Annotated in this window: 21 protein-coding genes and 1 pseudogene; 16 read left to right on the top strand and 6 right to left on the bottom strand. The window is 69.9% G+C overall.

The window, feature by feature from the left end:
• Nucleotides 1-206: 206 nt before the first annotated feature.
• From QM582_RS09290 to QM582_RS09280, 3 genes and pseudogenes are all read left to right on the top strand, one after another.
• A complete protein-coding gene (locus QM582_RS09290; RefSeq protein ID WP_415083775.1) occupies nt 207-1,184 on the top strand; it encodes a TerC family protein in 978 nt (325 codons plus the stop codon).
• A gap of 31 nt (nt 1,185-1,215) precedes the next feature.
• Nucleotides 1,216-1,341, top strand: a pseudogene (locus tag QM582_RS09285) (HAAS signaling domain-containing protein); the annotation flags it as partial.
• Complete coding sequence (locus QM582_RS09280; RefSeq protein ID WP_415083773.1) at nt 1,342-1,878, top strand: hypothetical protein; 537 nt, start codon at nt 1,342-1,344, stop codon at nt 1,876-1,878.
• An 18-nt stretch (nt 1,879-1,896) separates the two neighbouring features.
• On the opposite strand, the gene QM582_RS09275 is transcribed toward QM582_RS09280, so the two are convergent.
• Nucleotides 1,897-2,511, bottom strand: a complete 615-nt coding sequence (locus tag QM582_RS09275) for an MBL fold metallo-hydrolase (RefSeq protein ID WP_415083771.1) — start codon at nt 2,509-2,511, stop codon at nt 1,897-1,899.
• A gap of 4 nt (nt 2,512-2,515) precedes the next feature.
• Nucleotides 2,516-3,229 carry a maleylpyruvate isomerase family mycothiol-dependent enzyme gene (locus QM582_RS09270; RefSeq protein ID WP_415083770.1) on the bottom strand — a complete coding sequence of 238 codons (714 nt, stop codon included), beginning with the start codon at nt 3,227-3,229 and terminating at the stop codon, nt 2,516-2,518.
• Nucleotides 3,230-3,304: 75 nt separating this feature from the next.
• On the opposite strand from QM582_RS09270, the gene uvrA reads away from it, so the two are divergent.
• From uvrA to QM582_RS09210, 12 genes are all read left to right on the top strand, one after another.
• The gene (gene uvrA / locus QM582_RS09265; protein ID WP_415083768.1) at nt 3,305-6,238 is read left to right on the top strand and encodes an excinuclease ABC subunit UvrA; all 2,934 of its coding nucleotides are present in this window, start codon (nt 3,305-3,307) and stop codon (nt 6,236-6,238) included.
• Between the two features lie 204 nt (nt 6,239-6,442).
• On the top strand, nt 6,443-6,835 hold the full coding sequence (locus QM582_RS09260; protein WP_415083766.1) for an ArsR/SmtB family transcription factor: 393 nt from the start codon (nt 6,443-6,445) through the stop codon (nt 6,833-6,835).
• Entirely contained in the window at nt 6,835-7,488 is a 654-nt protein-coding gene (locus tag QM582_RS09255; protein ID WP_415083764.1) for an SRPBCC family protein, read from the top strand. Before QM582_RS09260 ends, QM582_RS09255 begins: the two co-directional genes overlap by 1 nt.
• A gap of 274 nt (nt 7,489-7,762) precedes the next feature.
• The gene (gene uvrC / locus QM582_RS09250; protein ID WP_415083763.1) at nt 7,763-9,709 is read left to right on the top strand and encodes an excinuclease ABC subunit UvrC; all 1,947 of its coding nucleotides are present in this window, start codon (nt 7,763-7,765) and stop codon (nt 9,707-9,709) included.
• An 8-nt stretch (nt 9,710-9,717) separates the two neighbouring features.
• Nucleotides 9,718-10,587 (top strand): RNase adapter RapZ, encoded by an 870-nt coding sequence (gene rapZ / locus QM582_RS09245; protein WP_415083761.1) that lies wholly within the window; start codon nt 9,718-9,720, stop codon nt 10,585-10,587.
• Nucleotides 10,584-11,534, top strand: a complete 951-nt coding sequence (locus tag QM582_RS09240; protein WP_415083760.1) for a gluconeogenesis factor YvcK family protein — start codon at nt 10,584-10,586, stop codon at nt 11,532-11,534. Before rapZ ends, QM582_RS09240 begins: the two co-directional genes overlap by 4 nt.
• A gap of 41 nt (nt 11,535-11,575) precedes the next feature.
• Nucleotides 11,576-12,562: a DNA-binding protein WhiA gene (gene whiA, locus QM582_RS09235; protein ID WP_415083759.1), complete on the top strand. Its 987-nt coding sequence runs from the start codon at nt 11,576-11,578 to the stop codon at nt 12,560-12,562.
• Nucleotides 12,563-12,752: 190 nt separating this feature from the next.
• Entirely contained in the window at nt 12,753-13,757 is a 1,005-nt protein-coding gene (gene gap / locus QM582_RS09230; RefSeq protein WP_415083757.1) for a type I glyceraldehyde-3-phosphate dehydrogenase, read from the top strand.
• Nucleotides 13,758-13,799: 42 nt separating this feature from the next.
• A complete protein-coding gene (locus tag QM582_RS09225) occupies nt 13,800-15,011 on the top strand; it encodes a phosphoglycerate kinase (protein ID WP_415083755.1) in 1,212 nt (403 codons plus the stop codon).
• 1 nt (nt 15,012) lies between these two features.
• Entirely contained in the window at nt 15,013-15,795 is a 783-nt protein-coding gene (tpiA, locus tag QM582_RS09220) for a triose-phosphate isomerase (protein WP_415083754.1), read from the top strand.
• Nucleotides 15,796-15,863: 68 nt separating this feature from the next.
• Nucleotides 15,864-16,127: a preprotein translocase subunit SecG gene (gene secG, locus QM582_RS09215; protein ID WP_415083780.1), complete on the top strand. Its 264-nt coding sequence runs from the start codon at nt 15,864-15,866 to the stop codon at nt 16,125-16,127.
• A gap of 46 nt (nt 16,128-16,173) precedes the next feature.
• A complete protein-coding gene (locus tag QM582_RS09210) occupies nt 16,174-16,530 on the top strand; it encodes an RNA polymerase-binding protein RbpA (RefSeq protein ID WP_415083752.1) in 357 nt (118 codons plus the stop codon).
• Between the two features lie 345 nt (nt 16,531-16,875).
• On the opposite strand, the gene pgl is transcribed toward QM582_RS09210, so the two are convergent.
• The 4 genes from pgl to tal form a co-directional block, all read right to left on the bottom strand.
• Nucleotides 16,876-17,607 (bottom strand): 6-phosphogluconolactonase, encoded by a 732-nt coding sequence (pgl, locus tag QM582_RS09205; RefSeq protein WP_415083750.1) that lies wholly within the window; start codon nt 17,605-17,607, stop codon nt 16,876-16,878.
• Nucleotides 17,604-18,536, bottom strand: a complete 933-nt coding sequence (locus QM582_RS09200) for a glucose-6-phosphate dehydrogenase assembly protein OpcA (protein ID WP_415083749.1) — start codon at nt 18,534-18,536, stop codon at nt 17,604-17,606. The genes pgl and QM582_RS09200 overlap by 4 nt, the downstream gene beginning before the upstream one ends.
• A gap of 9 nt (nt 18,537-18,545) precedes the next feature.
• Nucleotides 18,546-20,024 (bottom strand): glucose-6-phosphate dehydrogenase, encoded by a 1,479-nt coding sequence (zwf, locus tag QM582_RS09195; RefSeq protein ID WP_415083778.1) that lies wholly within the window; start codon nt 20,022-20,024, stop codon nt 18,546-18,548.
• A gap of 82 nt (nt 20,025-20,106) precedes the next feature.
• Nucleotides 20,107-21,195 carry a transaldolase gene (tal, locus tag QM582_RS09190; RefSeq protein ID WP_415083748.1) on the bottom strand — a complete coding sequence of 363 codons (1,089 nt, stop codon included), beginning with the start codon at nt 21,193-21,195 and terminating at the stop codon, nt 20,107-20,109.
• Nucleotides 21,196-21,376: 181 nt separating this feature from the next.
• On the opposite strand from tal, the gene QM582_RS09185 reads away from it, so the two are divergent.
• Nucleotides 21,377-22,291 (top strand): heme o synthase, encoded by a 915-nt coding sequence (locus QM582_RS09185; RefSeq protein WP_415083746.1) that lies wholly within the window; start codon nt 21,377-21,379, stop codon nt 22,289-22,291.

The raw sequence follows: 22,291 nt of genomic DNA, 5'->3' as shown, positions 1-22,291 counted from the left end.
GTCCGGACGGCGCGGTCGGGGCCGGCGAGCGGCGGTCCGGGCGTCCGCGGCGATTGGCATGGCTCGGCGACGGATGCGACAATCGTCCGCGGAGGGGAGTACTCCCTAGCGAGGACGTCGTCATCACGGCTCGGCTATCCGGCCCGGCGCCTCGGCTGGCAACAGTGGCGGAGACCTCCGGGATTCGAGCCTGAGGAGGCCCTCCGTTGCACGTCACCCTGACCGCCTGGCTGATCACCCTCGGTGTCACCGTCGCGATCCTGGCGTTCGATCTGTTCATCATCGGTCGCCGGCCGCACGAACCATCGATGCGGGAATGCAGCATCGCGATCAGCATCTACGTCGCGCTGGCGGTGGTCTTCGGCCTCGGCGTCTGGGCGGTCTCGGGTCCGCGCTACGCGGGTGAGTTCTTCGCCGGCTGGCTCACCGAGTACAGCCTGAGCATCGACAACCTGTTCATCTTCGTGATCATCATGAGCAACCTGCGGGTGCCGCGGAAGTACCAGCAGTACGCGCTGATGTTCGGCATCGTGCTCGCCCTGGTCTTCCGGGCGATCTTCATCGCCCTGGGCGCCGCCGCCATCGAGCGGTTCTCCTGGATCTTCTTCCTGTTCGGCGGCTTCCTGATCTGGACGGCGTGGAAGCTCTTCATGGACTACCTGCATCCCGAGGACGACGACGAGAAGACCGAGAACTTCGCGATGCGCTGGGTGAAGCGCAGCTTCCCGTCGACGGAGGAGTACCACGGCACCCGGTTGACCATCGTCGAGCAGGGCAAGCGGCTGATCACCCCGATGTTCTTCGTGATCGTCGCGCTGGGCAGCACCGACCTGCTCTTCGCCCTCGACTCGATCCCGGCGATCTACGGCCTCACCCAGGAGCCGTTCCTGGTCTTCACCGCCAACGTGTTCGCGCTGATGGGCCTGCGCCAGCTCTACTTCCTGATCGGCGGCCTGCTGCAACGGCTGGTCTACCTGTCGGTGGGCCTGTCGTTCATCCTGGCCTTCATCGGCGTCAAGCTGGTGCTGCACGCCCTGCACGAGTACCACCTGGACGAGTCCTGGGGGTTCAGTGTCGACATCCCGATCTGGCTGTCGCTGACGGTGATCATCGCCACCCTGGCGGTGACCACGGTGGCCAGCCTGATCAAGTCCCGCCGCGAGGACGCCAAGTACAGCGGATAAGCCCGGCGCACCAGCGCTTGCATAGCACGGGCTGGCGCCGCTGCCGGCCGACCAGCGCGCTGCGATCTGCGACGACGTCCGGGCGCACCTCGAGGACGCGGTCGAGGCCGGGCGTCCGATCGCCGAAGCCATCGCGGCCCTGGGTCCGGCGTCCGTGGTGGCCGCGGAGTATCTCCGCGAGTTCGGCGTCGCTGCCGACGAGACCCCCGGACGGCGGATGCAGGCCCGGCTGCTGCTCGCGGCGCTGTCCGTCACCCTGTTCGCACTGGTCAGCAGCGCGACGGTCGGGTTCTTCTTCGTGCCGCTGGTGCTGGTGTTGTGGTCGGCGGTGCTCGTCCCGCGGGCGCTGTCCCGGGGGTTCGATCTGCGCTCACGACCGCTGTGGCGGGTGGTCCTGGCGGTCGTGCCGGCGCTGCCGGGTGTCCTGTTGGCGGCAGGCATGTTGAGCGGTGCGGTCGCCGCCGACTGGGGCAGCGTCGGGCTGGGGGTGGTCGCCCTCGCGACCGCCGGCCTGGTCGCCGCCGGTTTCCGGTCGGCCTTCGTGGCGGTGGCAGTGCTGGGTGCGCTCGGCATGATCGCGACGGTGGTCGATCCGAGCATGCTGCTCGCGGCGCCCTGGCTGCTCGGTGGGGTGTGGTTGGCCCTGGGGCTGACGGGTGCAGCTCTTACCGGCAGCTCGCCCGCCGGCCGCTGACGGATCGGCTTCCGGAGCTCACCAGCGCCGGGCGCGCCACTCCTCCAGGTGCGGCCGTTCGGCCCCCAACGTGGTGTCTGCTCCGTGCCCGGGGTGGACGATGGTGGCGTCGTCGAACCGGTCGAACAGCTTGGCTGTCACGTCGTGCAGCAGGCTGTCGAAATCGGTGCCGCGGGTGGTCTTGCCGACCCCGCCCGGAAAAAGGCTGTCCCCGGTGAACAGCCGGTCCGTGTCGTCGGAGGGGGTGTGCGCCAGCGCGATCGAGCCGGGTGTGTGCCCGACCAGGCCGATCACCGCGAGCTCCACGCCGCCGAGGGCGATTGCGTCGCCGTCCCAGACCTCCTGGCAGGTGACGCCGGTGGCCTCGGTGATGGTGGCCGCGTCCGGGGTTCCGGCGTAGCCGGGCGCTCCGGTGGCGGCCACCACCGCGGCCAGCGCCTGCAGGTGGTCACGGTGCCGGTGGGTGGTCACCACGCCGACCAGGCGCAGCCCGTCCAGCAATCTCAGCAGCACCGCCGGCTCGGCGGCGGCGTCGATCAGCAGGGCGTCCGTGCCGTGGGTCAGCAGGTAGGCGTTGTTGTCCATCGGGCCGACCGAGGTCTTGGTCAGCCGCAGCCCGTCTCCGATCAGCATGGCCTCATGATCGCAGCACCGGCGCGAGGTCGTCGGCTCCTTCGATCTCACCGCCGCCGATCCGGCCCATCAGCCAGGCCCACAAGGCGGCGTCCCCACCGCTCACGGTGCGCCGGACGCCGTCGGCGCCGAGTTCGGCGGTCAGTCCGGACGTGCTCTCCAGCCGCAGCGCCGGCACGCCGGGGTCCTCGGCGTAGCGGAAGGACGCCCACTGCAGCAGCCAGCGCGCGGACGCCGGGTCGAGGCGTCCGACGTCGAAGCCGCAGTCCAGGTCGAGGTGATGCACCACGATCTCGGCCAGCCGCGCCATCGGCACCTGGGCCAGGGTCAGCTGGCGGCCCAGCAATTCGACCGGGGCGGCCCAGTCCTCCACCGCGTCCATCGCGCGTTCCAGCCGGCCGGCCGAGGTGTCCAGGCAGATCTGCAGCTCCAGGCCGCTCATGCTGGAGCCCCGCTCGATGCCTTCGGCGCGCAGCTCTTCGTCGCTGTACAGCGCCGCCGGACGCCCGGCCCTGGCCTGGTCGATCAGTTCGGCCAGCGCGTCGGCATTGGACGCCAGATGGGCGGCCACGTTGGCCCGGGACCAGCCGGGCAGCAGACTCGGCCGGTTCCAATCGTCGTCGGTGATGCCGATGGTCTCGCCGAGCAGCCGCTGGGTCGCCTCCTGGACCCGCTTCCGCAACGTCTCCAGCGGTGCCGTGAACGTCTGCTCGGTCATGACGGCCACCCTAAGGGGTACGGCTCCGCACTGACGAGGCGACCGCTGCGGGAACTGTCACAGCCGGCGTCTAGCATGATCGCCGTGAATGAACGGCTGATCGTACGGGGTGCACGCGAGCACAATCTGCGGAACGTGAGCCTCGACCTGCCGCGGGACGCGATGATCGTCTTCACCGGGCTGTCCGGCTCGGGCAAGTCGTCGCTGGCCTTCGACACCATCTTCGCCGAGGGGCAGCGCCGCTACGTGGAGTCGCTGTCCGCCTACGCCCGCCAGTTCCTGGGCCAGATGGACAAGCCCGACGTCGACTTCATCGAGGGCCTGTCCCCGGCGGTGTCCATCGACCAGAAGTCGACCAGCCGCAATCCGCGCTCCACGGTCGGCACCATCACCGAGATCTACGACTACCTGCGGCTGCTCTACGCCCGCGCCGGGCGTCCGCACTGCCCGATCTGCGGCGAGCCGATCGCCCGGCAGAGTCCGCAGCAGATCGTCGATCGGCTGCTGGCGCTGCCCGAGGGCACCCGGTTCCAGGTGCTGGCCCCCGTCGTCCGGGGCCGCAAGGGCGAATACCAGGACCTGTTCCGGCAGCTCGCCACCCAGGGGCTGAGCCGGGTCCGGGTCGACGGCGACATCCATCAGCTGACCGATCCGCCGACCCTCGACAAGCAGAAGAAGCACAACATCGACGTGGTCGTCGACCGGCTGGCGGTCAAGGAGTCCGCCAAGCAGCGGCTGACCGACTCGGTGGAGACCGCGCTCGGGCTGGCCGCCGGGGTGGTGGCGATCGACTTCGTCGACCGTCCGGCCGGCGATCCCGACCGGGAACGGCGCTACTCCGAGAAGCTGGCCTGCCCCAACGAGCACGACATCGCCATCGAAGAGCTGGAGCCGCGGCAGTTCTCCTTCAACGGGCCGTGGGGTGCCTGCCCGGCCTGCTCCGGTCTGGGCACCACCAGCGAGGTGGACGTCGAGCTGATCGTGCCCGACACCGGCAAGAGCCTGGCCGAGGGGGCCGTCTCGTGCTGGACGTCGGTGTACGTCGCCGGCTACTTCCAGACCCTGTTCAAGGCGCTCGCCGAGACCCACAAATTCTCCCTCGACACCCCCTGGAGCGCGCTGCCGGAACGGGTCCGGACGCTGATCCTGCACGGCGTGCAGGGCACCATCCAGGTGCACACCCGGTCCCGGCACGGCCGGGAGCACTCCTTCCGGGCCAAATTCGAGGGCGCGGTGCCGTACATCAAGCGCCGCTTCAACGAGGCCGAGTCGGAGAACTCCCGCGAGCGTTTCGCCGGCTACATGCGCGAGGTGCCCTGCCCGACCTGCAAGGGCGCCCGGCTCAAGCCCTCCTCGCTGGCCGTGACGGTGAGCGGCCGCAGCATCGCCGAGGTGTCGTCGATGTCGATCGACGAGGTGGCCGGCTTCATGCGCTCGCTGGAGCTCACCGAGCGCGAGGCGCAGATCGCCGAGCGGGTGGTCAAGGAGATCAACGAGCGGCTCCGGTTCCTGCTCGACGTCGGCCTCGACTACCTGACTCTGGCCCGGTCGGCGGGCAGCCTGTCCGGCGGCGAGGCGCAGCGGATCCGGCTGGCCACCCAGATCGGGTCGGGGCTGGTCGGTGTGCTCTACGTGCTCGACGAGCCGTCGATCGGTCTGCACCAGCGCGACAACCGGCGGCTGATCGACACCCTGGTGCGACTGCGCGATCTGGGCAACACGCTGATCGTGGTCGAGCACGACGAAGACACCATCCGCACCGCCGACTGGGCGGTCGACATCGGCCCGGGGGCGGGGGAGCACGGCGGGCACGTGGTGGTGTCCGGCCCGGTGAGCGAGCTGCTGTCCAATCCCGATTCGCTGACCGGCGCCTATCTGTCCGGACGGCGCAGCATTCCGATGCCGAGCAGCCGCCGGCCTCGCACCGGCCGGGCGATCACCGTCCGCGGGGCACGTGAGAACAATCTGCGCGACGTCACGGTGTCCTTCCCGCTCGGCCAGTTCGTCGCGGTCACCGGGGTCTCCGGCTCGGGCAAGTCCTCGCTGGTCAACGGCATCCTGTACACGGCGCTGGCCAAGCAGCTGTACAGCGCCCGCACGGTGCCCGGCCGACACCGTGCGATCACCGGCATCGAGCACATCGACAAGGCGATTCACGTCGATCAGTCGCCGATCGGCCGGACGCCGCGGTCCAACCCGGCCACCTACACCGGGGTGTTCGACAACATCCGCAAGCTGTTCGCCGAGACGCCCGAGGCGAAGGTGCGCGGCTACCAGCCGGGCCGGTTCTCGTTCAACGTGAAGGGCGGACGCTGCGAGAACTGCGCCGGCGACGGCACCATCAAGATCGAGATGAACTTCCTGCCCGACGTCTACGTGCCGTGCGAGGTGTGCCACGGTGCCCGGTACAACCGGGAGACCCTCGAGGTGCACTACAAGGGCAAGACCATCGCCGAGGTGCTCGACATGCCGATCGAGGAGGCGGTGGAGTTCTTCGCCGCCATCCCGGCGATCGCCCGGCACCTGCGCACCCTGGTCGATGTGGGCCTCGGCTACGTCCGGCTCGGGCAGCCGGCGACCACCCTGTCCGGCGGCGAGGCGCAACGGGTGAAGCTGGCCAGCGAACTGCAGAAGCGGTCCACCGGCCGCACCATGTACGTGCTGGACGAGCCCACCACCGGCCTGCACTTCGAAGACATCCGCAAGCTGCTCGGTGTGCTGGGCCGGCTGGTCGACGCCGGCAACACGGTGGTGGTGATCGAGCACAACCTCGACGTGATCAAGACCGCCGACTGGGTGATCGACATGGGCCCCGAGGGTGGTTCCCGAGGCGGCCTGGTGATCGCCGAGGGCACCCCCGAGCAGATCGCGGCGACGCCCGAATCGCACACCGGCGAGTTCCTCCGCGAGGTGCTGAAGGGGCACCAGGTGCCGGTGGCCGAGCCGCCGGAGCCGCTGGTGGAGGCACCCGCCCCGGCACCGGCCAGGCGGCGACGCAAGGCGAGTTGATCGGTGCCGCCATCGGTCATCCCGGGCCTGCTCCGGGATCTGGGTGGTCCGGCCGGGATCCCGGCGTCCGGCGGGATGACGGGCGTCGGGGTGTGCCGCTGTCGACTTTCGCCATCTCGGGCTTCCCCCGGGATCTGATCGTGCGTGAGATCCTCCCTCAATTTCAGTCTTGACTTATATAAGTTCCCACGCAAATATTGAGCCGTGCACGCGCTCGACGTCCTAGGAGATCCGGTCCGACGCCGGATCGTCGAGCTGCTCGCGTCCGGCGAGGCGGCGGCCGGCGAGATCGGACGCGTCGTGCAGGCCGAGTTCGGCATCTCCCAGCCGGCGGTGTCGCAGCACCTGCGGGTGCTCCGCGAGGCCGGGTTCACCCGGGTCCGGCCGCAGGGCACCCGGCGGCTCTATGCGCTGGAGCCGGCGCCGCTGGCCGAGGCCGACGCCTGGCTGGCGACCTTCCGGCGGTTCTGGGAACCACCGCTGGCCGCGCTCGGCACCGAACTGGCGCGCGGACGCCGGGAGCGTCGGCTGGCCGCCGAGCGGGCCAACGCCGATCCGGATCAGGACCACAACGACAGCACCACCGAGGAGCATTGATGGACATCGAGAGCCAGATCGACGCCGTGGACCGCGCGGTGGCCAGCACCGAAGACGGCAGGGCGCCGCTGCGGGTGCAGACCCTCGCACAGAGCTATCCGGCGCCGCTCGCCGACGTCTGGGACGCGGTCACCACCGCCGACCGGATCGCCCGCTGGTTCCTGCCGGTCGAGGGCGAGCTCGTCCTCGGCGGCCGCTACCAGCTGCAGGGCAACGCCGGCGGCACGGTGCTGGAGTGCGAACCGCCGGCCGGGGCGTCCGCCCGGTTCCGGGTCTCCTGGGAGTTCGGCGGCGGCGTCACCTGGCTGACCGTCCGGCTGCAGGCGCTGGACGCCGCGTCGACCCGGCTGGAACTGGAACACGCCGCGCCCGTCGACGCGGTCCCCGAGGAGCTCTGGAACCGGTTCGGCCCCGGTGCCACCGGTCTCGGCTGGGACGCCGGACTGCTCGGTCTCAGCCTGCACCTGACTGCGCCGGAGCAGCGTCCGGAGGATCCGATGGCGTGGCAACTCGGCCCCGAGGGCAGGCGGTTCAACCGGCTGGCCGCCGACCGCTGGGCGCTGGCACACATCGCCGACGGCGCCGATCCCGAGGTCGCCCGGGCCGCGGCCGACGCCGTCTACGCGATGTACGTCGGCGAAGCTCCCCTGTGAGCCGAGGGCCTGCTGGCTGCCGGGAGTGACTGGCCGGTTCGGGAGCGACTGGCGCTTCCCAGGGCGGCAGTCGCTCCCGATGGCGTCAGTCGGGCGTGCCCGCCTTCACGGTTGTGCCCGGCTACGCCCGGCCGGGCTCCTCGGTGGGTTCGGCGTCCGTGTCGTCGTCGGGAGTGTGCCGCTCCAGCCAGGTGATGAACGGCTTGAGCAGCAGGGTGGGTGGAACCGATCCGGTGTCCACGACCTGTCGGTGGCGGCACCTATGCTGGCCGCCATGGCTGATCCGGAGAGCTACCGACCGGCGACCGGCACCATTCCCACCCAGCCGGGCGTCTACCGGTTCAGCGACGCCGGCGGGCGGGTGATCTATGTCGGCAAGGCGGTCAACCTGCGGCAGCGGCTGACCTCGTATTTCGCCGATCCGGCGCTGCTGCACTTCCGCACCCGCACCATGGTCCGCACCGCGGCCAAGGTGGAGTGGACGGTGGTCCGCAACGAGCTCGAGGCGTTGCAGCTGGAGTACACCTGGATCAAGCAGCACGACCCGCGGTTCAACGTGAAGTACCGCGACGACAAGTCCTATCCGTGGATGGCGGTGACCTGGTCGGAGGAGTACCCGCGGGTCTTCGTCGGACGCGGCAAGAAGCGCAAGGGCACCCGGTACTTCGGGCCCTACGCCCATGCCTGGGCGATCCGGGAGACCCTCGATCCGCTGCTGCGGGCGTTCCCGATGCGGTCCTGCACCAATGGCGTCTTCCGCTCGGCGGCGGCGTCCGGACGCCCCTGCCTGCTCGGCTACATCGGCAAATGCGCCGCCCCGTGCGTCGGCCGGATCGGTCCGGACGAGCACCGCGCCCTGGCTCAGGACGTCTGCGACTTCCTGGCCGGACGCACCAACACGCTGCTGCGACGGCTGGAACGCCAGATGCAGGAGGCGTCGGCGAACCTGGAGTTCGAGAAGGCGGCGGTGCTGCGCGACCAGTTGCACGCGCTGCGCCAGGCCACCGACTCCAACGCCATCGTGCTCGGCGACGGCACCGACGCCGACGTGATCGCGCTCGCCGAAGACCCGCTCGAGGTGGCGGTGCAGATCTTCCACGTCCGTGACGGACGCATCCGCGGCCAGCGGGCCTGGGTGGCCGACCGCACCGACGACACCGAGACGTCCGGGCTGATCGAGACCTTCCTGCTGCAGCTCTACTCCGACGTCGACGGCACCGAGGTGCCACCGGAGATCCTGGTACCCGAGGTGCCGTCCACGGGCGGGCTGATCGCCGAGCTGCTCACCGAGTCGCGCGGCTCCCGGGTGGTGATCCGCACCCCGCGGCGCGGCGACAAGAAGACCCTGATGGAGACGGTCGCCCGCAACGCCGCGGAGGCCCTGGCGCTGCACAAGACCCGCCGGGCCAGCGATCTGTCCACCCGCAACCAGGCCCTGGAAGAGATTCAGCAGGCGCTCGCCCTGCCCACCGCGCCGCTGCGGATCGAGTGCTACGACGTGTCGCATCTGCAGGGCACCGAGATCGTGGCGTCCATGGTGGTCTTCGAGGACGGCTTGGCCCGCAAGAGCGACTACCGCCGGTTCGTGATCCGCGGCATCGACGGCTCCAACGACGTGGCCGCCATCCACGAGGTGATCACCCGGCGTTTCCGGCGCTACCTCGACGAGCAGCAGGCGCCCAGCGAGGACGGCCCGCTGCTGGTCGACCCGACCACCGGCGCGGCCCGCAAATTCGCCTACGCACCGGCCCTGGTAGTGGTCGACGGCGGCGCCCCGCAGGTGGCCGCCGCCGAGCGGGCGCTGGGCGAGCTGGGCATCGCCGACGTCGCGGTGATCGGGCTGGCCAAGCGGCTCGAGGAGGTCTGGCTGCCGGGGGAGGAGTTCCCGCTCATCCTGCCCCGCACCAGCGAGGGCCTCTACCTGCTGCAGCGGGTCCGCGACGAGGCCCACCGGTTCGCCATCACCCACCATCGCGGACGCCGCAGCGCCTCCATGGTGGAGTCGGTGCTGGACGACGTGCCGGGCCTCGGCGAGGTGCGCCGCAAGACCCTGCTGAAGCACTTCGGCTCGCTGAAGAAGCTGCGCGCGGCGGCTCCCGAAGAGCTCGCCCAGGTGCCCGGCATCGGTCCCACCATCGCCGCCGCCATCGTCGAGGCGCTCGCCGGCCCGGCCCCCGAGGCGATCAACCTCACCACGGGCGAAGTGCTGGACGCACCATAATGTCCCCCATGAGCACACCCGCCTCCGCGCTCCGCTTCGTGATCGTCACCGGCATGTCCGGCGCCGGTCGCCGCACGGCGTGCCACACCCTGGAGGATCTGGGCTGGTACGTGGTCGACAACCTGCCGCCGCAGCTGCTGCCGGGCCTGGTGCAGATCGCCACGGAACGTGACTTCACCAAGGTCGCGGTCGGCCTCGACGTCCGCACCCGGTCGGCCTTCCAGCAGATCCCGTCCACCTTCGACGCGCTGGGCCGGGCCGGGGTGGTGCCGCAGATCCTCTTCCTGGACGCCGACGACGACGCCATCGTCCGGCGCCAGGAGTCGGTGCGGCGTCCGCTGCCGCTGCAGGGTGAGGGCGGCCTGCTGGACGGCGCCAGCAAGGAGCGCCGGATGCTGGCCACGCTGCGGGCCTCCGCCGACGTGGTGATCGACACCTCCGACCTCAACGTGCATCAGTTGTCCGACCGGGTGGCGCACATCTTCGGCTCCGACGAGAATCCCGACCTGCTGTTCACCGTGATGTCCTTCGGGTTCAAGAACGGCATCCCGATCGACGCCGACATGGTCTTCGACGTCCGCTTCCTGCCCAACCCGCACTGGGTGCCCGACCTGCGGGCACAGACCGGGCTGTCCCAGGCGGTGTCCAGCTACGTGCTCGGCCAGGACGGCGCCGACGACTTCCTGGCCCACGTGACCGACCTGCTCGCGCTGATCAAGCCGGGCTACGTACGCGAGGGCAAGCGGCTGGCGACGGTCGCGGTCGGCTGCACCGGCGGCAAGCACCGCAGCACCGCCATGGCCGAAGAGCTGGCCCGCCGGCTGCGCACTCTGGGTGTCGCCAGCCAGGTGTTCCATCGCGATCTGGGCAAAGAGTGAGGCCGGGCTACCCGCCGCCCGCGGTGGTGGCGTTCGGTGGGGGACACGGGCTGTACGCGGCGCTGAGCGCGCTGCGCTACGTGACACCACGGCTGACCGCGGTGGTCACCGTCGCCGACGACGGCGGTTCCTCCGGCCGGCTGCGGGAGGAGTTCGACATCCTGCCGCCGGGCGACCTGCGGATGGCGCTGGCCGCGCTGTGCGCCGACGACGAACTCGGCCGTACCTGGGCCGACGTGCTGCAATCGCGCTTCGGCGGCAGCGGGCCGCTGGCCGGGCACGCCATCGGGAACCTGCTGATCGCCGGGCTGTGGCAATGGCTGGAAGACCCGGTCGCCGGGCTCGACATGGTCGGGGCGCTGCTGCGCACCCAGGGCCGGGTGCTGCCGATGGCCGCCGTCCCACTGGTGATCGAGGCCGAAGTGGTCGGGTCCGATCCCCGGCATCCGGACGAGCTGGCGCTGTTGCGCGGCCAGGCGACGGTGGCCAAGACCACCGGCGACGTCCGGGCGGTGCGGCTGCTACCGTCCGATCCGCCGGCCCGGCAGGAGTCCGTGGACAGCGTGCTGGCCGCCGATCACGTGGTGCTGGGCCCCGGTTCCTGGTTCACCTCGGTGATCCCGCACCTGTTGGTGCCCGAGCTGGCCGAGGCCATCGTCAACACCCGGGCGCAACGGATCCTGACCATGAACCTGGTGCCGGCCGACGAGACCAAGGGTTTCCCGGCGTCCCGGCATCTCGAGGTGCTGGCCGATCACTGCCCGCGGCTGCGGCTGGACGTGGTGGTCGTCGATCCGAGCTTCGCCGCCGACGATCCGCCGCTGGAGAAATTCGCCCGGTCGTTGGGGGCCCGGCTGGTGGTGGAGAATGTACGGATGCGCGACGGCTCGCCCCGGCACGATCCCCATCGTCTGGCGGCGGTCTACGCCGAACTCATGCAGCAGTGACGACCCTCGATCTGACACCCCCGAACGGTAAGGAAGAGCCCATGGCGATGACGCAGCAGGTCAAGGCGGAGTTGGCCACCGTGCCGGTGACCAAGCCCGCCTGCCGCCGCGCCGAGGTGGCGGCCACCCTGCGGTTCGCCGGCGGGCTGCACTTGGCCGGCGGCCGCATCGTGGTCGAGGCCGAACTGGACACCGGGGCCGCCGCCCGGCGGCTGCGCACCGCGATCGCGGACCTGTTCGGGTTCAACTCCGAGTTCGTGGTGGTCACCTCGTCCGGGCTGCGGCGAGGCACCCGCTACATCGTCCGGCTGATCCGCGACGGCGAGTCGCTGGCCCGCCAGACCGGGCTGATCGACAACCGCGGACGCCCGGTCCGCGGCCTGCCCGCGGCCATCGTCAGCGGCGGCCTGGACGTCTCGGTGGCCGGCTGGCGGGGCGCCTTCCTGGCCCACGGCTCGCTCACCGAACCCGGCCGGTCGATGGCCATGGAGGTGACCTGCCCCGGCTCGGAGGCGGCGCTGGCCCTGGTCGGGGCGGCGCGCCGGCTGGGCATCGCGGCCAAGGCCCGTGAGGTGCGCGGCGTCGACCGGGTGGTGATCCGCGACGGCGACGCGATCGCCGCCATGCTGACCCGGCTGGGTGCGCACCAGTCGCTGCTGGCCTGGGAGGAGCGCCGGATCCGCCGCGAGGTGCGGGCCTCGGCGAACCGGCTGGCGAACTTCGACGACGCCAATCTGCGCCGCTCGGCGCGGGCCGCGGTGGCCGCCGGCGCCCGGGTGGAGCGGGCCCTGGAGATCCTCGGCGACGACATCCCCGACCACCTGAAGGTGGCCGGCCTGCTCCGGCTGGAGAACAAGCAGGCCTCCCTGGAGGAGCTCGGCCAGCTGCACACCCCGCCGCTGACCAAGGACGCCGTGGCCGGCCGGATCCGCCGGCTGCTGGCCACCGCCGACAAGCGGGCCGCCGAGCTGGGCATTCCCGGAACCGAGGCCAACCTGTCCCGCGAGATGCTGGACGACCGCGACTGAGCCCGCGCGGGTCTGCTTCCCGGCCTCGTCGCGAGGCCTGTCCGGCATGGCTGGAGCGGTGCTGACCAGCCACCGATACGAGGTTTGCCATACCTGCTCCGCATCGGGCCTTTTTCTGTAGTGTGGGCGTCGTCCACCCTTGCCTGCGCCTGGAGTGCGGGCAAATCTCTCAACGAAGGGGAACCATCACATGACGGTGAAGGTTGGTATCAACGGTTTCGGCCGGATCGGCCGCAACTACTTCCGTGCGCTGACCGCGTCCGGAGCCGACATCGAGGTCGTCGGCGTCAACGACCTGACCGACAACAAGACGCTGGCCCACCTGCTGAAGTACGACTCGATCCTGGGCCGCTTCCCCGGCGAGATCAGCTACGACGACGAGTCCATCACGGTCAACGGGCACAAGATCCTGGCGTTCGCCGAGCGCGATCCCAAGAACCTGCCGTGGGGTGAGATCGGCGCCGACATCGTGATCGAGTCGACCGGCTTCTTCACCGACGCCAACAAGGCCAAGGCTCACGTCGAGGCGGGCGCCAAGAAGGTCATCATCTCCGCTCCGGCGAAGAACGAGGACATCACCGTGGTCGTCGGCGTCAACGAGGGCGACTACAACCCCGAGACCGACACGGTCATCTCCAACGCGTCCTGCACCACCAACTGCCTGGCGCCGATGGCCAAGGTGCTCAACGACACCGTCGGCATCGTCCGTGGCCTGATGACCACCGTGCACGCGTACACCGCCGACCAGAACCTGCAGGACGGCCCGCACAGCGACCTGCGTCGTTCCCGCAACGCCGCGCTGAACATCGTGCCGACCAAGACCGGCGCCGCCGCCGCCGTGGCCCTGGTGCTCCCCGAGCTCAAGGGCAAGTTCGACGGCTACGCGCTGCGCGTCCCGACCCCGACCGGTTCCGCCACCGACCTGACCTTCCAGGCCGGCAAGGAGACCTCGGTCGAGGAGATCAACGCCGCGATCAAGGCTGCCGCCGAGGGCCCGCTCAAGGGCATCCTGGCCTACACCGAGGATCCGATCGTGTCCAAGGACATCGAGACCGATCCGCACTCCTGCATCTTCGACGCCGGCCTCACCAAGGTGATCGGCGATCAGGTGAAGGTCGTCGGCTGGTACGACAACGAGTGGGGCTACTCCAACCGCCTCGTCGACCTGACCGTGCTGGTCGGTTCGAAGCTCTGATCCCGGTAATCACTCGATAGATCGAAACAGGAGAGGCCGAAGGTGAAGTCAGTACAAGATCTTGGTGATCTGAAGGGCAAGCGGGTACTCATCCGCTGCGATTTCAACGTCCCGCTCGACGGCGAGACGATCACCGACGACGGGCGGATTCGGGCGGCGTTGCCGACCCTGACCCAACTGAAGGACGCCGGCGCGAAGGTCATCGTGCTGGCTCACCTCGGCCGACCCAAGGGTGCCCCCGAGCCGAAGTACTCGGTGGCCCCTGCCGCGAAGCGGCTCGGCGAGTTGATCGGAGCCGAGGTCAAACTCGCCTCCGACACCGCCGGGCCGGGCGCGGAAGCGACCGTCGCCGGCTTGGCCGACGGCGAGATCGCGCTGCTGGAGAACGTCCGGTTCGAGCCGGGCGAGACCTCCAAGGTGGACGCCGAGCGTGAGGCGCTGGCGCAGAAGTGGGCCGCGCTGGCCGACGTCTTCGTCTCCGACGGCTTCGGCGTCGTGCACCGCAAGCAGGCCAGCGTCTACGACGTGGCCAAGCTGCTGCCGCACGCGGCCGGCACCCTGGTGAAGAAGGAGGTCGACGTCTTCTCCAAGGTGCTCTCCGATCCCGACCGCCCGTTCGTGGTGGTGCTGGGTGGCGCGAAGGTGGCCGACAAGCTGGCCGTCATCGAGAACCTGCTGAAGCTGGCCGACACCCTGGTGATCGGCGGCGGCATGGCCTACACGTTCCTGGCCGCCAAGGGCTACCAGGTCGGCGCGTCGCTGCTCGACGAGGCCAGCATCGAGACCTGCAAGGGCTACCTGGCCACGGCTGAGGCCGAGGGCAAGCAGATCCTGCTGCCGGTCGACGTCCGGATCGCGTCCGGCATGGACTTCGCGGCCCGCACCGTCGACGGCCCGGTCGAGGTGGTCGCCGCGGACGCGATTCCGGCCGACAAGATGGGCCTGGACATCGGCCCGGAGACCGAGAAGCTGTTCGCCGACGCGATCAAGTCGGCGAAGACCGTGGTCTGGAACGGCCCGATGGGCGTGTTCGAGATCGCCGAGCTTGCCAAGGGCACCGCCGCGGTGGCCCAGGCGCTCACCGAGGTCGACGGCCTGAGCGTGGTCGGTGGTGGCGATTCCGCCGCCGCGGTCCGCGAGCTCGGCCACGACGACAGTGCCTTCGGGCACATCTCCACGGGCGGCGGAGCCTCGCTGGAGTATCTGGAAGGCAAAGAACTGCCGGGCATCGCGGTGCTCGAGGAAGGCAACTGATATGGCGCGCACGCCCCTGATGGCCGGCAACTGGAAGATGAACCTCGATCATGTCGAGGCCACCGGCCTGGTCCAGAAACTCGCTTGGACGCTGGACGACCTGAAGTACGACGCGAGCAAGTCCGAGGCGGCGGTGATCGTGCCGTTCACCGACCTGCGCACCGTGCAGACCCTGATCGAGGGCGACAAGCTGCCGCTGGCCTTCGGGGCCCAGGACGTCTCGGTGCACGCCTCCGGCGCCTACACCGGTGAGATCTCGGCCGCAATGCTCGCCAAGCTGAACTGCAACTACGTCGTCATCGGTCACTCCGAGCGCCGCGACTACCACGGCGAGACCGACGAGTTGATCAACTCCAAGGCCAAGGTCGTGCAGGCCGCCGGGATGACCCCGATCGTCTGCGTCGGCGAGAAGCTGGACGTCCGCAAGGAGGGCAACCAGGTTCCGTTCGTGCTGGCCCAGGTGGACAAGTGCCTGGCCGGGCTGAGCGGCGACGAGGTCGGCGCGCTGGTGATCGCCTACGAGCCGGTCTGGGCGATCGGCACCGGCGAGGTGGCCACCCCGGAGGACGCTCAGGAGGTCTGTGGCGCGATCCGCAGCCGGGTGGCGGAGCTGGTCGGCCAGGAGGCGGCGGACGCCGTCCGGATCCAGTACGGCGGCTCGGTGAAGTCCAGCAACATCGTCGACATCATGGCGAAGCCGGACGTGGACGGTGCCCTGGTCGGCGGAGCCAGCCTGGACGCCGGCGAGTTCGCCAAGATCGTCACCTTCTACCAGCAGGCCTGATCGCCGTCCGGCCGAGGCCGGAGCGGTGGAATGGGTAGGTTAGGATTCACCCTGTGATTGTTGTGCCCATGCTGACCTGGCCGATCCTGACGTTGTCGATCGTCCTGATCCTGACCAGCGTCGTCCTTGCCCTGTTCGTGCTGCTGCACAAGGGCCGGGGCGGCGGCATGTCGGATCTGTTCGGCGGCGGCATGTCGACCTCGATGGGCGGCTCCTCGGCGGCCGAACGCACGCTGGACCGGCTGACGGTGATCGTCGGCCTGGTCTGGCTGGTCGCCGTCCTCGGGCTGCTGGCGCTGTATCGGTTCTTCCCCGATTACGGCACCATCTGACTTCCCCCTGCCTCCATGGGGGCAAGCTGACTAAGGAGAAAACACAGTGGTTGGTGGTAGCGCGATCCGGGGCAGCCGGGTTGGTGCCGGGCCGATGGGCGAGGCCGAGCGGGGCGATTCCGCGCCGCGGCTGTACGTCTCGTACTTCTGCTCGAACCGGCACGAGACTCGTCCCGCCTTCGCGGCCGATGCGGTCGTCCCGGAGACCTGGGATTGCCCGCGGTGCGGGCTCCCGGCGAACCTGGATTCGGAGAACCCGCCGCCTCCGCCGAAGATCCAGCCGTACAAGACCCACCTTGCCTACGTGAAGGAGCGCCGCAGCGATGCCGAAGCGGCCGCCATCCTGACCGAGGCGCTGGAGGGACTGCGGGCCCGGCGAGCGGCCGGCGAAGTCATCTACTGACGCTGATACGACGAGGAACCGTCCCCGATTTGATTCGGGGACGGTTCTTTGTCGTTCCGCGAGGGTGTAGAGACCGTGCCCGCGACACGTTCAACCATCGGGGACGGTTCTCAACCATCGGGGACGGTTCTCAACCATCGGGGACGGTTCTCGACGGTCGGGACGGTTCTGGAGGTGTCGAGTTTCGCTGGTTGGGGACGGTTCTCGCTGGTTGGGGACGGTTCTCGCTGGTTGGGGACGGTTCTCAACCGTCGAGAACCGTCCCTGAGCGTCGAGTTTCGACCGTGGAGAACCGTCCCTGAGCGTCGAGTTTCAACCGTCGAGAACCGTCCCTGATGGACGGGGCTACAGGGCGCAGTGGAACCAGGGGAGTTCGGCGGCTGCGTCCCGGTCGATGAACCACAGGGTGTCGTCGGTGCCCCGGACGACACCGGCGGGAATGTCGGGCGAGCCCTGCAGTGCTCGGGCGGCGACGCCGGCCTTGTCCGGCCCGCTGAGCAGGAACCAGACCTCGCGCGAGCGGGACAGTGCCGGGACGGTGAGCGAGATCCGGTCGTCCTCGCCCTTGGGCGAGCCGGTCAGCCCGATCACCGGCTGGGTCTGGGCGTCGAAGGACGGATGGCCGGGGAAGATGCCCGCCACGTGGCCCTCGGGGCCCACGCTCAACAGGCAGATGTCGAAGGGGACGTCGCGGAGTTCCTTGGCGTAGGTGGCGGCCGCGGCATCGGCGTCCGCCACCCCGTCGGCGGCCGGCATCGGGTGGGTACGGGCCGGATCCAGCGCGAACTGGCCGGCCAGCAGCGCCAGGGTCGGGCCGGCATGCCGGGCCGGGTCGTCGGTGGAGGTGAAGCGCTCGTCGGTCCACCACAACTCCAGCCGGCCCGGATCGACCCCGGAGCCCTCGATCTGGGCCCCGAAGATCTCGTAGAGGTGATGGGCGATCCGCCCGCCGGTCAGGCACAGGTGGACGATCCGCTCCGGATCGGCCTGAATCGCCGCGATCCGGTCGACCAGCATGGCTGCGGCTCGATCGGCGAGCTCGTCGGCGCGGGCGAACCGCAGCACCTGGTCGTTCACCTGGTCGCCGCCTGTTCGGCGTCACGCCGCTCGCAGCGCTCGACCAGGGTGCGCATCGCCGAGGCGAAGATGTCGTCCACGTCCAGCCGGCGCAGCTCCTCGGTGATCAGGGCGTTGATCTCCCGGCGCCGCAATGCCACCTGCCGGCGGGACAATCCGGGCGCGGAGAAGGTGGCGGTCTTGCCGTCCTCGCGGGCGATCACGATGTCGCCCTTGGTGGTGGACAAGGTGACGTTGGTGACGCCGATGCCCTTGTCGCCCTCGCGCCGGTCGACCTGCACCCCCAGCCGATCCTCCAGCCAGGCCGACAGCAGCATGCTGGCGGCGTTGTTCGGGGCGGCCTCCACCGACACGGCGGTGATCGGGGCGGGGTAGGAGTCCAGCGCGGCAGCCAGCAGCGCCCGCCACGGGGTGAGCCGGGTCCAGGTCAGGTCGGTGTCGCCGGGGCAGTAATTCCGGGCCCGGCGCTCGATCGCGGCCAGCGGACGCGGTGAGCCCATGGCGTCGGTGATCCGCCGGATGGCCAGCTTGCCGAGCGGATCCTCGCCGGGCTTGTCCGGCGCCTTGCCGGTCCACCAGGCGACCACCGGGGAGTCGGGCAGCAGCAGCGGCAGCACCACCGAGGCGCGGTGCTCGGTGAGTTCGCCGTGGAAGCGCAGCGAGATGATCTCGCCGGGGACCTCCTCGCCCAGCCGGATCTCGGCGTCCACCCGGTCGCCGTCGGCGTCGCCGTTGGTGACCAGGATGATCCGGGACGGGTGCTCGCGGCCGGCGTCGTGGCAGGCCGCCAGCGCCCGGTCGTAGTGCCGGGCCTCGGCGATCACGATCATGGTGAACACCATCGAGGACGCGACCCCGATGTTGTGCCTGGCCTCGACCAGGGCCATGTGGATGCCGGTGGCATTGGTGTCCGGGATGGTGATGATCATCGAATTCTCCTAGGGCCGGCGCCAGACGAAGCCGTCGCGGGCGAGCATGGCCTTGCCGCAGGGCGGTCCCCACGAGCCGGCCGGGTAACCCTCGGGCTGGGTGTTCTGCTCGGCCCAGAAGTCCAGGATCGGATCCAGGATCTTCCAGGCCAGCTCGACCTCCTCGTGCTGCGGGAACAGCGGCGGGTCGCCGAGCAGCACGTCCAGGATGAGCCGCTCGTAGGCCTCCGGGCTGGACTCGGCGAACGAGGTGCCGTAGGCGAAGTCCATGGTGACGTCGCGGATCTCCATCAGGGTGGCCGGCACCTTGGCGCCGAACCGCAGCGTGATGCCCTCGTCGGGCTGGATCCGCATCACCAGCGCGTTGCTGCCCAGCGCCTCGGTGTCGGTGTGACTGAACGGCAGGTGCGGGGCCCGGCGCAGGTTCAGTGCGATCTCGGTCACCCGCCGGGGCATCCGCTTGGCCGAGCGCAGATAGAACGGGACGCCGGCCCAGCGCCGGTTGTCGATGTCCACCCGGATCGCGGCGTAGGTCTCGGTCTGCGAGGCGGGATCGATGCCCTCCTCCTCCAGGTAGCCGGGCACCAGCGTGCCGCCGGCCCAGCCGCCCAGGTACTGGCCGCGGGCGGTGTGGGCGGCCATGTCGCGCGGCGCACGCGCGGCGGCCAGCACCTTCTTCTTCTCGGTGCGCAGCTGCTCCGCGTCGAACGAGGTCGGCTCCTCCATCGCGGTCAGCGCCAGCAGCTGCAGCAGATGGTTCTGGATCACGTCCCGCGCCGCGCCCACCCCGTCGTAGTAGCCGGCCCGGCCGCCGATGCCGATGTCCTCGGCCATGGTGATCTGGACGTGGTCGATGTAGTTGCGGTTCCAGATCGGCTCGAACAGCTGGTTGGCGAACCGCAGCGCCAGCATGTTCTGCACAGTCTCTTTGCCCAGGTAGTGGTCGATCCGGAACACCGACTGGGAATGGAACACCGACGAGACCCGGCGCTCCAGCTCGATGGCGCTGGCCAGGTCGTGCCCGAACGGCTTCTCGATCACCACCCGGCTCCAGGAGCCCTTGGTGTCGCGCTTGGCCAGCCCGTGCTTGGACAGCATCGAGATCACCTGATCGAACGCCTTCGGCGGGATCGACAGGTAGAAGGCGTGGTTGCCGCCGGTGCCCTGGCTCTCGTCCAGCTCCTTCAGGGTCTCCTTCAACAGCAGGAAGGACTCGTCGCTGTCGAAGGTGCCCGAGACGAACCGGATGCCCTCCAGCAGCTGTTTCCAGACCTCTTCGCGGAACGGGGTGCGAGCCCGCTCCTTGACCGAGTCGTGGACGATCTGGGCGAAGTCCTCACCGTCCCAGTCGCGCCGGGCGAAGCCGATCAGCCCGAAGCCAGGCGGCAGCAGTCCGCGGTTGGCGAGGTCGTAGATCGCCGGCATCAGCTTCTTGCGCGCCAGGTCGCCGGTGACCCCGAACAGCACCAGGGCACACGGCCCGGCGATTCTGGGTAGCCGACGATCCTGAGGGTCCCGCAGCGGATTGACCGGGGTGCTGGTGTCGCTCACCCGGCCATAGTTTCGCGGATCACTTGACGGAAGCAATTGCCTTCTCGACCGATGCGACGAGCTCGTGCCAGGAAACGACGAACTTCTCCACGCCCTCGTCCTCCAGAACCTGGTGGACGTCGGCCAGATCGACCCCTGCCGCGGCCACCTCGTCGAGCACCGCCCGGCCTTCGGCGGCCCGTCCCAGGATCGTCGGACCCACCTCGCCGTGGTCGGCGAAGGCGTCCATGGTCTTCTCCGGAATCGTGTTCACCACGCCGTCGGCGACCAGGCCGGTGACGTAGAGGGTGTCGGGCAGGGCGGGATCCTTGGTGCCGGTGGACGCCCACAGCGGACGCTGCAGATTGGCGCCCTTCGCCCGGAGCGCCGCGAACCGTTCGGTGCCGAACACCTCCTGGAAGGCGCCGTAGGCGACCAGCGCGTTGGCGATCGCGGTCCGGCCGTGCAGGTCGGTCCGGCCCAGCGCGGTGAGCCGCTTGTCCACCTCGGTGTCCACCCGGGAGACGAAGAAGGACGCCACCGAATGGATGGTGCGCAGGTCCAGGCCGGCGGCAGCGGCCAACTCCAGGCCGGACAGGTAGGCGTCCATCACCGCCCGGTAGCGGTCCTCGGAGAAGATCAGCGTGACGTTGACCGAGATGCCGCGGGCGATCGCGTCCCGGATCGCCGGCAGCCCCGCCCTGGTCGCCGGGATCTTGATCAGCACGTTCTCGCGACCGACCAGTTCGCGCAGTTCGGACGCCTGGGCGACGGTTCCATCGGCGTCGTGCGCCAGGGTGGGTGCCACCTCGATGGACACCCGGCCGTCGTAGCCGCCGGAGGACGCGTAGACGCCGGCGAACAGGTCGCAGGCGTCGCGGACGTCGCTGGCGCAGAGCTGCTTGATCGCGGTGTCGACGTCCACCTCGCCCAGGCCGGCGAGCTGTCCGGCGTAGTCGGCGCCGTTGCTCAGGGCCGCGGCGAAGATGGTCGGATTGGTGGTCACCCCGGTCACCGAGTCCTCGGCGATCTTGCGGGCCAGATTCCCGCTGCTGAGCAGGGCCCGGGAGAGGTCGTCGAGCCAGATGCTCACTCCCGCGTCCGCCAAGGCCTTCAAACGATCGTTCATTCTCGATCCACTCCCTGCTCGTCGCTGTGCACGGTTCCGCAGAAACTCTACTCAGCCGCCCGCGCCGGACGCCGTCCGCGTCCGCTGCCGCGGACCGCCGGGATCGCCGGCGCCGCCCGGGTGATCCGGCGAGGCAAAAGGGCTAGACTGCTCGCGATCCGAGCGAGGGGAGAGGACGCGGATGCACTCAGTCGCGCCGGCGGTGGATGCCACGGCTTCGGGTTCCTTCCGGGCCTATCTCGCCCTCACCAAGCCGCGGATCATCGAGTTGCTGCTGGTCACCACCGTGCCCGCCATGTTCCTGGCCGCCGGCGGCGTGCCGGAATGGCAGAAGGTGGTCTGGACGCTGATCGGCGGCACCCTGGCGGCCGGCTCGGCCAACGTGTTCAACTCGGTGCTGGACGCCGACATCGACTCCGAGATGCGCCGGACGCGGCGGCGTCCGATGGCGTTGAACAGCGTGCCGCCGGCGCGGGCCTACGTCTTCGGCGCCGTGCTCGGGGTGCTGGCCGCGGTCATCCTGGGCTTCGGCGCCAACTGGCTGTCGGCGTCCCTGGCGATGGCCGCGAACGCCTACTACGTCTTCGTGTACACGATGGGCCTGAAGCGGCGCACCTCGCAGAACATCGTCTGGGGCGGCATCGCTGGCTGCTTTCCTCCGCTGATCGGCTGGACGGCCGTCACCGGCAGCGTCGACTGGCCGCCGCTGGTGCTGTTCGCGATCGTCTTCTTCTGGACGCCGCCGCACACCTGGGCGCTGGCCTTCCGCTACCAGGAGGACTACCGGCAGGCGCACGTGCCGATGCTGCCGGTGGTGATGGCGCCCCCGGCGGTGGCCTGGCGGATCACGATCTACACCGTGATCACCGTCGCGGTCAGCCTGGTGCTCTGGCCGGTGGCGCACACCGGCTGGCTCTACCCGGCGGTGGCGCTGGTCGCCGGCGCGATGATGATCGTCGAGTCGATCCAGCTGCTGGTGCGTGCCCGGGCCGGGCTCACCGAGGCCGCACTGAAGCCGATGCGGCTGTTCCACCTGTCGAACTCCTACCTCGCGGTGGTGTTCCTGGCCGCCGCCGTCGACCCGCTGATCTTCTAG

The sequence above is a fragment of the Micropruina sp. genome (assembly GCF_047607385.1).
Classification (GTDB): Bacteria; Actinomycetota; Actinomycetes; order Propionibacteriales; family Propionibacteriaceae; genus Micropruina.
Note: the sequence above shows the minus strand (reverse complement) of the source record. Positions and strands in the feature narration are given on the sequence as shown.